The sequence below is a fragment of the Streptomyces sp. NBC_01431 genome (assembly GCF_036231355.1).
Taxonomy (GTDB): Bacteria; Actinomycetota; Actinomycetes; order Streptomycetales; family Streptomycetaceae; genus Streptomyces.
Genome location: NZ_CP109496.1, coordinates 1,954,798 through 1,969,494, shown reverse-complemented (window position 1 = coordinate 1,969,494; position 14,697 = coordinate 1,954,798). Strand labels below are relative to the sequence as shown.

Here is a 14,697-nt window from a genome sequence, read left to right as displayed (position 1 = left end):
TGCCGTCGTCGGGTGGAGGGGAGGGGCTCAAGCCGTTAGCGCGGCGGCTCGGGGGCGGGTTTTGGCCTCGTCGTAGCGGGTCAGCAGCAGCCGGGCCAACTCCGGTGCGGGGCCCAGTACTTCGGCCAGGACGTGCGCCTTGGCCGCGCCACGGGCGATCCGGTCGGGCAGGAAGCCCGGCGCGATGACGTACGGGGCGACGGCCACCCGCCGGACGCCCAGGGCGCGAAGCTCCCGTACGGCGTCCTCCGTACGGGGCAGGGCCGCGGAGGCGAACGCAGGCCGCACGGCGCACCAACCGGTGTGCCGCAGCTCCCGCGCGATTTCAGCGATCACTGCGATCGCCTCCGGGTCTGTGGAGCCCGCCGAGGCCAGTACGACCCCGGTCGAGCGCTTGTCGGCGGGCGTGAGGCCCGCCTCGTACAGCCGCCGCTCCAAGGTGTCCAGGAGCAGCGGCGAGGGGCCGAGGACATCGGCGAGCGTGATGTTCAGGCGCGCCGGTGCCCGGTCGAGCACGGCCGGGATGTCGGCCTTCGCGTGGAAGGCGCGGGTCAGCAGGAGGGGGAGTGCCACCACATCCCGTACGCCTTCGAGCGCGAGCCGGTCCAGGACCTGGGGGACCGAGGGCGCGTTGAAGTCGAGGAAGCCCGTCTCCACGCGCACCCCGGGCCGAAGCCCCCGCACCCGCCGCACCAGGGCGTGGACGGTCGCCGCGTGTCGCGGATCGCGGCTGCCGTGGGCTATGACGAGCAGGACCGGGCGGTGCACGCGGCTCAGCCCCTCACGAGCAGGCCGCGGCCGCGCAGCACGCGGCGCTCCAGCGGACTGAAGATCAGCAGGTCGATGGCGATGCCCACGACCAGGATCAGGATGATCGCGAGGAAGATCCCGGGCATGTCGGAGTTGTTGCGGCCGTTCTCCAGCAACTGGCCGAGCCCCAGGCCGAGATCGGGCGAGGAAGCGATGATCTCGGCGGCCATCAGCGAGCGCCAGGAGAACGCCCAGCCCTGCTTCAGACCCGCCAGATAGCCGGGCAGCGCGGCCGGCATCAGGATGTGCCAGGCGCCCCGCACGCCGGTCGCGCCCAGCGTGCGGCCCGCCCGCAGGTACAGCGGCGGCACCTGGTCGACGCCGGAGACCAGGCCGTTGGCGATCGAGGGGACCGCGCCGAGCAGGATCACCGCGTACATCATCGAGTCGTTCAGGCCGAGCCACAGCACGGCCGGCGGGACCCAGGCCACCGACGGCAGCGACTGGAGGCCGGAGAGGATCGGGCCGATCGCGGCCCGCACGAACTTCACCCGGGCCACGAGCAGGCCGAGCGGGGTGCCGATGGCCAGGGCCAGCAGGAAGCCGAGCAGACCGCGCGACACGCTGGTCCACACGACGTCGAGCAGGGTGCCCTGGAGCCACATGTCGGTCAGGCTCGACCACACCGCGGACGGCGCGGGCAGCTTGTAGGAGTCGGTGACCTTCGCCGAGACGAGGGCCTGCCAGACCACCAGGACCAGGGCGACCGCGGTCAGCGGCGGCAGGACCTTCTTGACGAGCACCTCGCGGACGGGGGTGCGGTGGGCCTGGACGGTTTCGAGCGCGTCGAGGCCCGCTTCGAGGCTGCCCAGATCGTGGGGTTCCTTGACCGGAGTCGTCTCAGTGCTGGCCATGTCGGCGGATCTCCCCACGCAGTTGTTCGGTGATCTCGACGGAGAGCTCCGCCACTTCGGCGTCCTCGATGCGGCGCGGGTGGTCGATGTCCACGGTCCACTCGTGAGCCACCCGGCCCGGCCGCGAAGAGAGGAGCACCACGCGCTGGGCGAGCCGGACCGCCTCGCGCACGTTGTGCGTCACGAACAGCACCGACAGGTTCGTCTCGCGCCAGATGCGGGTCAGCTCGTCGTGCAGCACATCGCGGGTGATCGCGTCGAGCGCCGCGAACGGCTCGTCCATCAGGAGCAGCTGGGAGTCCTGCGCGATGGCCCGCGCCATCGCGACGCGCTGGCGCATGCCGCCGGACAGCTCGTGCACCCGCTTGCCGTACGCACCGTGCAGCCGGACCAGTTCGAGGAGTTCCTCGGCCCGGGTGCGCCGCTCGTTCTTGGGGACGCCGCGCAGCCGCAGGGCGAGTTCGATGTTCTTGCCCGCGGTCAGCCACGGGAACAGGGCGTGCTCCTGGAACATCAGGGCGGGGCGGCCGCCGGGTGTCTCGATGGTGCCCGCGGTCGGCGCGTCCAGGCCCGCCACCAGGTTCAGGAGCGTCGACTTCCCGCAGCCGGAGGCGCCCAGGAGGGTGACGAATTCGCCCGGCGCGACATCGAGGGTGATGTCGTCGAGGACGAGCTGCGCTCCGCCACGGCCGGCGAAGGACTTGGAGACATGCCCGATCCGGGCGGCGTAGTCGTGCTCGGCCGCCGTGCGGTCCGCGGCCTTGGCGAGGGCAGTGGCCATGGTCGTCACCTCCTGGGAAACCTGTTGAACCGGCTTGGTGCGGGGACTAGTTGGCGCCGAGACCGGCGTCGCCGACCTCGGGACGGCCCAGGGACTTGAGGACCTTGTTGAGCGGGTCCAGGTCGTAGATGCCCTTGAGGTCGGGCTTCTTCAGGAGGCCGGCCTTCACCGCATGGTCGGCCTGCGCCTGAAGCGATGCGGCCAGCGGGTCGTCCAGGGTCTGGATGGACTTCCACGCCGGGTCGATGACGTTCGCCGGCAGCTCCTTGCCGGAGAGCTTCTTGAGCGCCGCGTTCACCGAGGCCTTCGCCTGGTCGGGGTGGGTCGCGATCCACTCGTTGGTCTTCACCGAGCCGCGCAGGACCGCCTCCACCACATCGGGGTGCGCCTTGAGGAACTTCTGCGACACGACGATGTTGGTGATCACGAACTGGTGGTCCGGCCACAGGTCGGACTCGTCCAGGAGCACCTTGCCGCCCTCCTGGACCAGCTTGGACGCCGTCGGCTCGGGCACCCAGGCCCCGTCGACGGAACCGGACTTGTAGGCGTCCGGGGTGATCTTGTTGTCGGTGCGGACCACGTTGACGTCGCCCTTGCCGCTCTGCGGGTCGACCTTCCAGCCCTTTTCGGCGATCCAGTTGAGGAACGCCACGTCCTGGGTGTTGCCGAGCTGCGGGGTCGCGATGTTCTTGCCCTTGAGCTCGTCCACGGACTTGATCTTCGCCGGGTTGACCACCAGCTTCACCCCGCCGGACGCGGAGCCGCCGATGATGCGCAGGCTCTGGCCCTTGGACTTGGTGAACCCGTTGATCGCCGGCGAGGGGCCGATCCAGCCGATGTCGATCGAGCCCGCGTTGAGCGCCTCGATCTCGGACGGCCCGGCGTTGAAGGTGGCCGTCTTGACGGCGGTGCCGCCCAGCTCCTTCTGGAACAGGCCCTCCTGCACGCCGACCAGCGCGGTGGCGTGGGTCAGATTGGGGAAGTACCCGATCTTCACGGTGTCGGCGGAGAGTTTCTTCGCCCCCGGGGCGGGCGCGGCGTTCCCGGCGTTCTCCTTGTCCGCCTGGGAGCCGTAGCCGCAGGCGGCGAGCGCCCCGAACAGGAGCGGCAGGGTGGCGGCGGCGAGGAGGCTGCGGCGCAAAGTGGAGCTGGCAGGCACGGGAGGATTTCCTCTCGGAGGCCCGGTGCTTACGTCCGGTGGAGTCTCAACTCCGGGACGCGGCCGGGGAGTCGGCGGGTCTTCGGTGCGGGGGAGGGTGGTGCGTTCGGGCGCGCGAGCGGTGCGCGTACGTCATCGCGCACATCGGCCCACCCCGCCCTGACCGCTGCCGAGGGCGCCGCTGCCGATGCGGCCGCCCTCCTTCGCGAAGGTCGCGTAGACGTCCTGGTGCATCAGAAGTCCCAGCCCTCTTCGTCCGCGACGGTGGTGACGGCCTTGTGGGTGGCGAAGGACTCGCCCGCCATGCCGGCCGCGAGGGTGGTGCCGTCGGCCGGGTCGATCAGCAGGAAGGACCCGGTGCGCCGCGAGTCGGCGTAGGAGTCGAGCGCCAGCGGCTCGGCGGTGCGCACCTTGACGCGGCCGATGTCGTTGGCGACCAGCTGTCCGGGGTCCGGGTGCTGGGAGAGGTCGTCCAGGGTCAGCCGGGACGGGATCTCCTTGACGATCGCCTTGACCGTGCGGGTGGTGTGCTTGAGCAGCACCCGCTGACCCACCGTCAGGGGCTGGTCGGCCACGTGGCAGACCGTCGCCTCGACGTCCTGGGTGGTGGCGGGCGCGTCCCCGCTCGGCACGATCAGATCGCCGCGCGAGATGTCGATGTCGTCCTCCAGGAGGAGGGTGACGGACTGCGGCGTCCAGGCGATGTCGACGGACTCGCCGAGCAGGTCGATCCCCGAGACCTTGCTGGTACGTCCCGAGGGGAGCACGGTCACGGCCTCGCCGACCCGGAAGGTGCCGGCCGCGATCTGGCCGGCGTAGCCCCGGTAGTCGGGGTGCTCGGCGGTCTGCGGGCGGATCACGTACTGCACGGGCAGCCGGGCGTGGCAGCCGGTGAGGTCGTGGCTGACCGGCACCGTCTCCAGGTGCTCAAGGACGGTGGGGCCGCCGTACCAGTCCATGTTGGCGCTGGGCTCCACGACGTTGTCCCCGGCGAGCGCCGAGATCGGGATCGCGGTACACCAGTTTTCCTGGGGGCTCCCCCCAGACCCCCAGCCCGGGACGCCCAACTCGCTTGCGTACGCGGTGAATTCCTCGGCGATCGCCGCGAAGACCTTCTCCTCGTACGCCACCAGGTCCATCTTGTTGACGGCGAGCACCACGTGCGGAACGCGAAGGAGGGCGGCGACCGCGGCGTGCCGGCGGGTCTGCTCGATGACGCCGTTGCGGGCGTCGACCAGGACGACGGCGAGGTCGGCGGTGGAGGCGCCGGTCACCATGTTGCGGGTGTACTGCACGTGCCCGGGGGTGTCGGCCAGGATGAACCGGCGCCGCGGGGTCGCGAAGTAGCGGTAGGCCACGTCGATGGTGATGCCCTGCTCGCGCTCGGCCCGCAGGCCGTCGGTCAGCAGCGCCAGGTCCGGCGCCTCCTGACCGCGCTTGAGCGACGCGGCCTCGACGGCCTCCAACTGGTCGGTGAGGACCGACTTGGAGTCGTGCAGCAGGCGGCCCACCAGGGTGGACTTGCCGTCGTCGACGGACCCGGCGGTCGCGAAGCGAAGGAGCGTGGTCGCCGACGGGTCGGTCAACTGCGCAACATTCTCGGCGGTCGTGCTCATTTTAGAAGTACCCCTCGCGCTTGCGGTCTTCCATCGCGGCCTCGGACATCTTGTCGTCGGCGCGGGTGGCGCCCCGCTCGGTCAGCCGGGACGCGGCGATCTCCGTGATGACGGCGTCCAGCGTCGTCGCGTCGGAATCGACGGCGCCGGTGCAGGACATGTCGCCGACGGTGCGGTAGCGCACCAGCCGGCTCTCCACGCTCTCCTCGGCCTTCGGTCCGCCCCACTCGCCCGCCGTCAGCCACATGCCGGACCGCTTGAACACCTCGCGCTCATGGGCGAAGTAGATCTGCGGCAGGTCGATGTCCTCGCGGGCGATGTACTGCCACACGTCGAGCTCGGTCCAGTTGGACAGCGGGAAGACGCGGACGTGCTCGCCGGGGGCGTGCCGGCCGTTGTAGAGCTGCCACAGCTCGGGGCGCTGGCGGCGTGGGTCCCACTGCGAGAACTCGTCGCGCAGCGAGAACACGCGCTCCTTGGCGCGGGCCTTCTCCTCGTCCCGGCGGCCGCCGCCGAACACCGCGTCGAAGCGGTGCTGCTGGATCGCCTCGGTCAGCGGCACCGTCTGGAGCGGGTTGCGCACCCCGTCGGGCCGTTCGCGCAGCTTGCCCGCGTCGATGTACTCCTGCACCGAGGCGACGTGCAGGCGCAGCCCGTGCTCGGCCACCACCCGGTCGCGGTAGGCGAGGACCTCGGGGAAGTTGTGGCCGGTGTCGACGTGCAGCAGGGAGAAGGGGATCGAGGCGGGCGCGAACGCCTTGAGCGCCAGGTGCAGCATGACGATGGAGTCCTTGCCGCCGGAGAACAGGATCACCGGCCGCTCGAACTCACCCGCCACCTCGCGGAAGATGTGCACCGCCTCGGACTCCAGAGCGTCCAGGTGGCTGAGCGCGTAGGGGCTGTCGACGCCCTCGCTCACTGTGATTGCCGACGTCATGCCAGGCCCCTCTCGGTGAGCAGCGCAAGAAGCGCGGTCGCGGACTCCTGCACGGTCTGGGTGTGCGACTCGATCCGCAGATCCGGCGCCCCGGGCGCCTCGTACGGGTCGTCGACACCGGTCAGTCCGCTGATCTCGCCCGCCGCCTGCTTGGCGTACAGACCCTTCACGTCCCGTACGGAGCAGACCTCCACCGGCGTCGCGACGTGCACCTCCAGATAGGCGGTGCCCTCGCTGCGGTGGCGCCCCCGCACAGCCTCACGGCTGTCGGCGTACGGCGCGATCACCGGGACCAGGGCCTTCACGCCGTTGGCGGCGAGCAGTTCGGCGACGAAGCCGATCCGCTGGACGTTGGTGTGCCGGTCCTCGCGGCTGAAGCCGAGGCCCGCCGAGAGGAACTCGCGGATCTCGTCGCCGTCGAGCACCTCCACCCGGTGCCCGTCCGCGCGCAGCCTGCCCGCGAGTTCGTGGGCGATGGTGGTCTTGCCGGCGCTCGGCAGACCGGTCAGCCAGATGGTGGCTCCCGCCTCCGTCACGCTCATCGAAGTCTCCTGGTTGTTCTGACGGTCCGTCATCAGTGCAGTCCGCACTCGGTCTTGTTGCGTCCGGCCCAGCGTCCGGAGCGCGCGTCCTCGCCCTCGGCGACCCGGCGGGTGCAGGGGGCGCAGCCGATCGAGGGGTAGCCGTCCATCAGGAGCAGGTTGGTGATCACGCCGTGCTCGGCGATGTAGGCGTCCACGTCGTCCTGCGTCCAGCGGGCGATCGGCGACACCTTGACCTTCTGCCGCTTCTCGTCCCAGCCGACGACCGGGGTGTTCGCCCGGGTCGGCGACTCGTCGCGGCGCAGCCCGGTCGCCCAGGCGGCGTACGAACCGAGGCCGTCCTCAAGGGGCTTGAGCTTGCGCAGTGCGCAGCACAGGTCGGGGTCGCGGTCGTGCAGTTTGGGGCCGTACTCGGCGTCCTGCTCGGCGACGGTCTGACGCGGGGTCAGGGTGATGACGTTGACGTCCATCACCTCGGCGACCGCGTCGCGGGTGCCGATGGTCTCGGGGAAGTGGTAGCCGGTGTCGAGGAACACCACGTCCACGCCGGGCATCGCGCGCGAGGCGAGGTGGGCCACCACCGCGTCCTCCATGGAGGAGGTGACGCAGAACCGCTTGCCGAAGGTGTCGGCGGCCCACTGGAGGATCTCCAGTGCCGTGGCCCCTTCGAGGTCGCGGCCCGCCTGCTCGGCGAGCGCCTTGAGGTCCTCGGCAGTGCGAGTGTCGGCCTGAGTGCCGGTCTGGGCGTTGACCTGAGTGCTGGTCCGAGTGCCTGCCTGAGTGGCCGTCATATCTCTTCCCCTCCCACGTTGTTGCGCTGAACACCCCGGGCGAGCAGCCCGAGGAACTTCAACTGGAAGGCCCGGTTGCACGCCGCGCATTCCCAGGCGCCGTGTCCGGTTTCATTCGGACGGAGGTCCTCGTCCCCGCAGTACGGGCAGTGGAAGGGGGCCGCACGCTCGCTCACGACAGCGCCTCTTCGCTCGCGCGCGACGCCCAGGCGGCGAACCGCTCGCCCTCGGCGCGCTCGGCCTGGAAGCGTGTCAGGACCCGCTCGACGTAGTCGGGCAGCTCGGCGGAGGTGACCTTCAGGCCGCGGACCTTGCGGCCGAAGCCGGCCTCCAGGCCGAGCGCGCCGCCCAGGTGCACCTGGAAGCCCTCCACCTGGTTGCCCGCGGCGTCCAGGACGAGCTGACCCTTGAGGCCGATGTCCGCGACCTGGATGCGGGCGCAGGCGTTGGGGCAGCCGTTGATGTTGATGGTGATCGGCTCGTCGAACTCCGGGATGCGGCGCTCCAGTTCGTCGATGAGCGCGGCGCCGCGCGCCTTGGTCTCGACGATGGCCAGCTTGCAGAACTCGATGCCCGTGCAGGCCATCGTGCCGCGCCTGAACGGCGAGGCGTTCACCTTGAGGTCGAGTGCCTCAAGTCCGGAGACGAGCGAGTCGACCTGCGCCTCCTCGACGTCGAGCACGATCATCTTCTGCTCGGCGGTGGTACGCAGCCGGCCCGAGCCGTGCGACTCCGCCAGCTCGGCGATCTTGCTCAGCGTCGTGCCGTCCACGCGGCCCACCCGGGGCGCGAAGCCGACGTAGAAGCGTCCGTCGTTCTGGCGGTGCACACCGAGGTGGTCGCGCCAGACGTCCTTGGGCTGCTCGGGCGCCGGCCCGTCGACCAGTTCGCGCTTGAGGTACTCGTCCTGGAGCACCTGGCGGAACTTCTCCGCGCCCCAGTCCGCGACCAGGAACTTCAGCCGGGCGCGGGTGCGCAGCCGCCGGTAGCCGTAGTCGCGGAAGATCGAGATGACGCCCTCGAAGACGTCCGGCACCTCGTCGAGCGGCACCCAGGCGCCCAGCCGCACGCCGAGTTTGGGGTTGGTGGACAGCCCGCCGCCGACCCACAGGTCGAAGCCGGGGCCGTGCTCGGGGTGGACGACGCCGACAAAGGCGATGTCGTTGATCTCGTGCGCGACGTCCAGCTGGGGGGAGCCCGAGATGGCCGTCTTGAACTTGCGCGGCAGGTTGGAGAAGGCCGGGTTGCCGATGAAGCGGCGGTGGATCTCGTCCACGGCCGGGGTGCCGTCGATGATCTCGTCCTGGGCGATGCCGGCGACGGGCGAGCCGAGGATGGTGCGGGGCGTGTCACCGCAGGCCTCGGTGGTGGACAGGCCGACCGCTTCGAGACGGTTCCAGATCTCCGGGACGTCCTCGATGCGGATCCAGTGGAACTGGATGTTCTGCCGGTCGGTGATGTCGGCGGTGCCGCGCGCGAACTCCTGCGAGATCTCGCCGATCACCCGCAGCTGCTCGGTGCTCAGCCGGCCGCCGTCGATGCGGACCCGCAGCATGAAGAACTCGTCGTCCAGCTCCTCCGGCTCCAGGATCGCCGTCTTGCCGCCGTCGATGCCCTGCCTGCGCTGGGTGTACAGACCCCACCAGCGCATCCGGCCGCGCAGGTCGCCGGGGTCGATCGCGTCGAATCCGCGCTTCGAGTAGATCGTCTCAATGCGTGTCCGCACATTGAGACCGTCATCGTCCTTCTTCAGCTGCTCGTTCCCATTGAGGGGCGTGAAGTGACCGACGGCCCACTGGCCTTCACCACGGTGGCGCCCCGGCTTGCGGCGGGGCGTGGCGGCGGCAGGGTTCTCTGGGCTGGCGGCCATGGCATACGTCCTTCGGGACTGCAGGAGGGCGGCTCTGACCTGCACACTCGCGCTCAGGACGCAATCGTGCGCAGTCAGGACAAAGGGAAGGGGATCGCGGCTTCGCTGGGAGCGTCAGCGTGCCGGACAGATGGCGCTGGACATGCGGCCGAGGTCGACGTGCCGCCGACTCACCAAGGCAATTCCAGTTCCAGACATGACGGAAGCGTGTCACGGGACTTTCGGCCCAGTCCACCACTATCCAGAATGTGGACAAAGATGTCCCACATCATGGGACATTGTGTTCCGGGTCACTGCCCGGCGGGTCAGTACGCCCCCGGCCACGGACCCGGCGCCGCCACCTCTTCGGCCTGCTCCTCCCTGGTATCGAAGAGCTTGAAGCCGCGGCGCAGGTAGTTGTCCATGGCGTGCTCCCCGTCCAGCGAGCAAGTGTGCAGCCACACCCGCTCGGTGGCGGGCAGCTCGGGCCAGCGCTCGGCCAGGTCCCAGGCCCGCCGTATCCCGTACGACAGGAGGTGGCCGCCGATCCGCCGGCCGCGGAAGGCCGGGACGAGACCGAAGTAGACGATCTCGACCGAGCCGCCCGGCTGCGCCTCCAGCTCGACATAGCCCGCGGGCGTGCCCCGCTCGTAGGCCACCCATGTCTCCGTGCCCGGCTTCGCCAGCGCCCGCTCCCACTCCGCGTACGTCATGCCAAGGCGGTCGATCCACTTGATGTCGCCGCCGACCGCCGTATAGAGGAAGCGGCTGAACTCCGGCGAGGGGACCTCGGCGCGCACGATCGTGACGTCGCCCGACGGTTCGGCGGCCGGGCGCAGATCGTCGGGCGAGGTCTGCTCAAGGGACCAGGTGGTCACGGTGATACTCATGGGCGCCAGAAAATCACGGCCCCTTCCCGCCGGCCAACGCAGGTCAGGGGTGTGGGCCCCGGGCCAGCCGGACCGCCGGGGAGGAGGACTGCGGGAGCAGGTCCGCCGGGCGGTCCGGCCGCACCACCTCCACCCGAACGTCCTCGCTGAAGCGGTAGGGGCGGTGGGCGAGCACCTCCGCGAGATGGCGGCGCAGCCGCGACATCTCGGCCCGTACGGTCACCCTGCGCGTCGGGTCCTCGAAGATGTCCTCGGCCAGCTGAGCCGCGCTGCGGCCCTCCCGGTTCAGCGCGAGCACGAAGAGCAGCTCCGCGTGGCGCGGGCTGAGCTCCTGCGTCCAGCTGCCCGTCTCCCCCGACACCGTCACGCAGCAGCGCCGCGAACGGCTCAGATCCAGCACGACCCGGCGCGTCCTCGTGCCGGCGCCGCCGCTCTCGTCGCAGACCTGGACGAGCAGCCCGCCCGGCAGTGGCTCGATCGTGCACATCCCGAGCGGGGGAAGCCAGCTGCGGCCGGCGCGGAACGACTTCGGCAGCGCGAGCCGGTCGACCGGAGGCATGCCGGTCACCGCGGCCACCCAGCCGTTGGAGTCGACGGCCAGGGCGCGCCCGCCGATCCGGCTGAGCACGGGGGCCGCCGCCGAGCGCAGCCGGTCGAGAGCCGCGGTGTGCCGGCCCCGCAGCTCCGCCTCGGCGAGCCGGGTCACCGAGGTCACGAAGGACAGCGTGGCCGGGTGCATGGTGCTCAGCGGCCCGCTGATGTCGACCACGCCGAGCAACTGCCCGTCCCGCGGATCGACGATGGGCGCGCCCGCGCACGTCCAGGCGTGGTGGGCGGCGACGAAGTGCTCGGCGGAGAAGACCTGCATGGGCCGGCCGGTGACGAGCGGGGTGCCCACCCCGTTGGTGCCGACGGCCGCCTCGCTCCAGTCCGCTCCCACCTCGAAGCCGAGCGCGTCGGCCCGCTTCAGGACGGAGGCGTGGCCCTCGCGCCACAGCAGCCGCCCCTCGGCGTCCGAGACGACCATGATGTGCTGGGCCGCGTCCGCCACCGCCACCAGCGCGTCCCTCAGGACCGGCAGGACCTCCCTCAACGGCGACTGGTGCCGGCGCCGTTCGACCTCGCCGAGCGAGAGCAGCGCGGCGTGGTGGTGTTGGTCGGGGTCGAGCCCGCGGCTCAGCATCCGCCGCCAGGACTCCTCGATCTCCGTACGCGGCAGGACCCGTGACCGTCTGCCCTCCAGGGCGGCCGCGCGCATGCCCTTCAGGACGCGGGCGGCCTCATCGGCTCCCATCGCGGCGAGCCGGGCGGCATCGAGCGTCGTGGTGTGCACAGGGTCCTCCCGCTGTCGACACCGGCGCCCCCGGCAGGAGCGGCCCCGATGTCCTGAATTCATCGTGCCTGCCCGGCGGTTCGGGCGCGGGGATATGCCGCACATGGGTGCAACCCTTTGCAACTCTCGCGAACAGCCGTGTGCGTGTACGAAGGTGAGCGCGCACCGGATGTCCGGTCGTCATGCTCCTCCTCGGACGCATGAGAGTGCGGGGGTGGTGCCGTGTCGGCGCAGCACCACCCCCGACGGTCGCGTCGCGGGCATCCATTTCCGGCCGCTCGCACGGCCGCTCGCTCACACCTCGGCGCGGGCCCGCTCCACCACCGACGCCAGATCGAGCGAGTGCGGCAGCGTGCCGAAGGCCGCACCCCAGTCACCGCCGAGCCGTGAGGCGCAGAACGCGTCCGCGACCTCGGGCGGTGCCCAGCGCACGAGCAGCGACCCCTGGAGCACCAGCGCCATGCGCTCCACCAGGCGCCGCGCCCGCGCCTCGATGCCGTCCAGGTCGGCGAGTTCGGTCAGCAGGTCCTTGATCGCACCGTCCAGGCGGTGGTCGGCGCCGCGCGCCCTGCCGACCTCCTGGAGGAAGGCGTTGAGCGCCTGCGGCTCGCGCTGGAGCGCCCGCAGCACGTCGAGGGCCTGGACGTTGCCCGAGCCCTCCCAGATCGAGTTCAGCGGCGCCTCGCGCAGCAGCCGCGGCATCCCGGACTCCTCCACGTACCCGTTGCCGCCCAGACATTCGAGCGCCTCGCCCGCCACCGGCGTACACCGCTTGGTGACCCAGTACTTGGCCGCCGGGACCGCCAGGCGCAAGAACGCCCGCTCCTGCTCGGTGTCGACGTCGTAGGCGGCCGCGAGGCGCAGCGCCAGCGTCGTCGCGGCCTCCGACTCCAGCGCCAGATCGGCCAGCACGTTGCGCATCAGCGGCTTGTCGACGAGCAGCCCGCCGAACGCGCTGCGGTACGAGGCGTGGTGGACGGCCTGCGCGACGGCCTGGCGCATGATGGCCGCCGAGCCGATCACGCAGTCGAGCCGGGTCGCCGCCACCATCTCGATGATGGTGCGCACCCCGCGCCCCTCCTCGCCGACCCGGCGCGCCCACGTCCCGTCGAACTCGACCTCGCTCGACGCGTTCGACCTGTTGCCGAGCTTGTCCTTCAGCCGCTGGATCGCGAACGCGTTGCGCGTCTCGTCCTCCAGCACGCGCGGCACCAGGAAGCAGGTGAGCCCGCCCGGCGCCTGCGCGAGCACCAGGAAGCCGTCGCTCATCGGCGCCGAGCAGAACCACTTGTGCCCGGTGAGCAGGTACTCGCCGTCGGCCGACAGCGGCACGGCCGACGTGGTGTTCGCCCGGACGTCACTGCCGCCCTGCTTCTCCGTCATGCCCATCCCGAAGAGCACCCCGCCCTTGCGCGAAGCGGGCCGCAGCCCCTCCTCGTACACGTGCGAGGTGAGCCGGGGCTCCCACTCGGCGGCGAGCGCGGGGTCGGTGCGCAGCGCGGGCACCGCCGCGTGCGTCATGGAAACCGGACATCCGTGCCCGCCCTCCGCCTGGGTCCACACCAGGAACCCGGCCGCGCGCCGCACGTGGCCGGCAGGCCGTCCCCAGGCGTCGGTGAGCCCGGCCGTCACGGCGTGCCCGAGCAGCCGGTGCCAGCTGGGGTGGAATTCGACCTCGTCGATCCGGTTGCCGTACCTGTCGTGGGTGCGCAGTTTCGGCGGGTTCTCGTTGGCCTGGGCACCCCACTGCTGGGCCTGGGCCGATCCCGCGCTGTGTCCCAGCTCCGTGAGTTCCTCTCGTACGCCGTCGAGGAGTTCCGGCGCTGTGTGCCGCTCGACGGCCTCGCTGAGGGCCCGGTCGGCGGTGAAGACGTCGTACCCCACCAGGGGCGAAGCCTGGTTGGTCACTGTGTGGGTGGTGGCTGCCATGCCGATACGGTAAGGACGTGCAGCCAGCAAATGAAACACCCGAGCGGACATCCGGCCGCCTTCATCGGGCCCGCGTCCTCTACCGCAACGTCTCCAAGCGGAAATTGGGCTGGCTGCTCCTGAAGGACACCATCAACTCGTGTGTCGAGTACCGCATCCTGGGCCTGGCCGCCGAGGCAGCGTTCTTCACGCTCCTCTCGCTGCCTCCACTGCTGCTCAGTGTGATCGCGCTGCTCGGTTACGTGGACGGCTGGACCAGCACCCACACCGTCGCCAGCATCGAGCAGAACATCCTCAACGCGGCGGGCACGGTCCTGTCCGACCGGGGCGTGCACGAGTTCGCCCAGCCGCTCCTGGAGGACGTCACCAAGGGCAAGCGCCCCGACATCGTCTCGATCGGCTTCGCCATCGCCCTGTGGTCGGGCTCGCGCGCGGTGAACGTCTTCATCGACACCATCACCGTGATGTACGGACTCGACGGGCACCGCGGCATCGTCAAGACCCGGATGCTCTCGCTGCTCCTGTACATCGTGGCGCTGCTGATCGGCGCGGTCGTTTTGCCGCTCGCGGTGGTCGGCCCGGACCGCGTGGTGGAGCTGGTCCCGTGGGGCACGGACGTGATCAGCTTCCTGTACTGGCCCACCATGATCCTGCTGTCCATCGCCTTCCTGACCACGCTGTTCCATGTCTCGGTGCCGGTCCGCTCGCCGTGGATCGAGGACGTGCCGGGCGCCCTGGTGGCGCTCGCGATGTGGGTGCTCGGTTCCTTCCTGCTGCGGATCTACCTGACCAGCACCGTCGAGGGCCCCACCATCTACGGCTCGCTCGCCGCCCCCATCGCGGTGCTCCTGTGGATCGGCATCTCCGCGTTCGCGGTGCTGGTCGGCGCGGCCGTCAACGCCGCCATCGACCGGGTCTGGCCGTCCGTCGCCACGGCCGCCGCCCGCGCCGCCAGCGACCGGGTGCGCACCGCCCAGGCGGCGCAGCTCGTCGCCCGCGCCCAGCCCGGCCAGCAGACGCTCTTCGACCCCGACGACGACCCCGACGACGACGCCGACGACGACCCCGACGACGCGAACGACCCCGGGATGCCGTCCGAGTTCCCCGAACGCTGGTCGAGGTTCCTGCCCCCGGACGACGTGAAGTCCCGGCTGCACACCCCGAAGAAGCCCGAGGAGAAGCCCCCGCGGGAACGCGACTGACCGG

At 70.9% G+C, this 14,697-nt stretch carries 15 protein-coding genes; 1 reads left to right on the top strand and 14 read right to left on the bottom strand.

All coding sequences use genetic code 11. The features are described 5' to 3' along the window. Positions 1-27 precede the first annotated feature (27 nt). The 14 genes from OG522_RS09230 to OG522_RS09165 all read right to left on the bottom strand — a co-directional run bounded on the left by OG522_RS09230 (position 28) and on the right by OG522_RS09165 (position 13,491). Positions 28-768 (bottom strand): sirohydrochlorin chelatase, encoded by a 741-nt coding sequence (locus tag OG522_RS09230; protein WP_329462461.1) that lies wholly within the window; start codon positions 766-768, stop codon positions 28-30. A gap of 5 nt (positions 769-773) precedes the next feature. Then, positions 774-1,664: an ABC transporter permease gene (locus OG522_RS09225; protein ID WP_329462460.1), complete on the bottom strand. Its 891-nt coding sequence runs from the start codon at positions 1,662-1,664 to the stop codon at positions 774-776. Further along, complete coding sequence (locus OG522_RS09220) at positions 1,651-2,445, bottom strand: ABC transporter ATP-binding protein (protein ID WP_329462459.1); 795 nt, start codon at positions 2,443-2,445, stop codon at positions 1,651-1,653. The genes OG522_RS09225 and OG522_RS09220 overlap by 14 nt, the downstream gene beginning before the upstream one ends. Before the next feature lie 46 nt (positions 2,446-2,491). Then, a complete protein-coding gene (locus OG522_RS09215) occupies positions 2,492-3,604 on the bottom strand; it encodes an aliphatic sulfonate ABC transporter substrate-binding protein (protein WP_329462458.1) in 1,113 nt (370 codons plus the stop codon). A 233-nt stretch (positions 3,605-3,837) separates the two neighbouring features. Then, on the bottom strand, positions 3,838-5,220 hold the full coding sequence (locus OG522_RS09210; protein ID WP_329462457.1) for a sulfate adenylyltransferase subunit 1: 1,383 nt from the start codon (positions 5,218-5,220) through the stop codon (positions 3,838-3,840). Between the two features lies 1 nt (position 5,221). Next, entirely contained in the window at positions 5,222-6,157 is a 936-nt protein-coding gene (gene cysD / locus OG522_RS09205) for a sulfate adenylyltransferase subunit CysD (RefSeq protein ID WP_329462456.1), read from the bottom strand. Then, positions 6,154-6,699, bottom strand: coding sequence for an adenylyl-sulfate kinase (cysC, locus tag OG522_RS09200; protein WP_329462455.1), 546 nt, complete (start codon positions 6,697-6,699; stop codon positions 6,154-6,156). The genes cysD and cysC overlap by 4 nt, the downstream gene beginning before the upstream one ends. 32 nt (positions 6,700-6,731) lie before the next feature. After that, positions 6,732-7,490 (bottom strand): phosphoadenylyl-sulfate reductase, encoded by a 759-nt coding sequence (locus OG522_RS09195; protein ID WP_329462454.1) that lies wholly within the window; start codon positions 7,488-7,490, stop codon positions 6,732-6,734. Then, complete coding sequence (locus OG522_RS09190) at positions 7,487-7,666, bottom strand: hypothetical protein (protein ID WP_329462453.1); 180 nt, start codon at positions 7,664-7,666, stop codon at positions 7,487-7,489. The genes OG522_RS09195 and OG522_RS09190 overlap by 4 nt, the downstream gene beginning before the upstream one ends. Beyond that, positions 7,663-9,360, bottom strand: coding sequence for a nitrite/sulfite reductase (locus tag OG522_RS09185; RefSeq protein ID WP_329462452.1), 1,698 nt, complete (start codon positions 9,358-9,360; stop codon positions 7,663-7,665). The genes OG522_RS09190 and OG522_RS09185 overlap by 4 nt, the downstream gene beginning before the upstream one ends. A gap of 114 nt (positions 9,361-9,474) precedes the next feature. Beyond that, positions 9,475-9,558, bottom strand: coding sequence for a putative leader peptide (locus tag OG522_RS09180; RefSeq protein WP_310591794.1), 84 nt, complete (start codon positions 9,556-9,558; stop codon positions 9,475-9,477). 107 nt (positions 9,559-9,665) lie between these two features. Next, complete coding sequence (locus OG522_RS09175) at positions 9,666-10,229, bottom strand: GNAT family N-acetyltransferase (RefSeq protein ID WP_329462451.1); 564 nt, start codon at positions 10,227-10,229, stop codon at positions 9,666-9,668. A gap of 43 nt (positions 10,230-10,272) precedes the next feature. Next, complete coding sequence (locus OG522_RS09170; protein WP_329462450.1) at positions 10,273-11,562, bottom strand: helix-turn-helix domain-containing protein; 1,290 nt, start codon at positions 11,560-11,562, stop codon at positions 10,273-10,275. 294 nt (positions 11,563-11,856) lie between these two features. Continuing rightward, positions 11,857-13,491, bottom strand: coding sequence for an acyl-CoA dehydrogenase family protein (locus tag OG522_RS09165; RefSeq protein ID WP_329462449.1), 1,635 nt, complete (start codon positions 13,489-13,491; stop codon positions 11,857-11,859). Positions 13,492-13,508: 17 nt separating this feature from the next. Between OG522_RS09165 and OG522_RS09160 the strand changes: the two genes are divergently transcribed. Next, positions 13,509-14,693, top strand: coding sequence for a YihY/virulence factor BrkB family protein (locus OG522_RS09160; protein WP_329462448.1), 1,185 nt, complete (start codon positions 13,509-13,511; stop codon positions 14,691-14,693). The last annotated feature ends 4 nt before the right edge of the window (positions 14,694-14,697 follow it).

Excerpts from the sequence above, each read along its gene's own strand:
- OG522_RS09225 (WP_329462460.1), bottom strand. The coding sequence starts at position 1,664 with ATGGCCAGCACTGAGACGACTCCGGTCAAGGAACCCCACGATCTGGGC.
- OG522_RS09220 (WP_329462459.1), bottom strand. The coding sequence starts at position 2,445 with ATGGCCACTGCCCTCGCCAAGGCCGCGGACCGCACGGCGGCCGAGCAC.
- OG522_RS09210 (WP_329462457.1), bottom strand. The coding sequence starts at position 5,220 with ATGAGCACGACCGCCGAGAATGTTGCGCAGTTGACCGACCCGTCGGCG.
- cysD (WP_329462456.1), bottom strand. The coding sequence starts at position 6,157 with ATGACGTCGGCAATCACAGTGAGCGAGGGCGTCGACAGCCCCTACGCG.
- cysC (WP_329462455.1), bottom strand. The coding sequence starts at position 6,699 with ATGAGCGTGACGGAGGCGGGAGCCACCATCTGGCTGACCGGTCTGCCG.
- OG522_RS09195 (WP_329462454.1), bottom strand. The coding sequence starts at position 7,490 with ATGACGGCCACTCAGGCAGGCACTCGGACCAGCACTCAGGTCAACGCC.
- OG522_RS09185 (WP_329462452.1), bottom strand. The coding sequence starts at position 9,360 with ATGGCCGCCAGCCCAGAGAACCCTGCCGCCGCCACGCCCCGCCGCAAG.
- OG522_RS09180 (WP_310591794.1), bottom strand. The coding sequence starts at position 9,558 with ATGTCTGGAACTGGAATTGCCTTGGTGAGTCGGCGGCACGTCGACCTC.
- OG522_RS09175 (WP_329462451.1), bottom strand. The coding sequence starts at position 10,229 with ATGAGTATCACCGTGACCACCTGGTCCCTTGAGCAGACCTCGCCCGAC.
- OG522_RS09165 (WP_329462449.1), bottom strand. The coding sequence starts at position 13,491 with ATGGCAGCCACCACCCACACAGTGACCAACCAGGCTTCGCCCCTGGTG.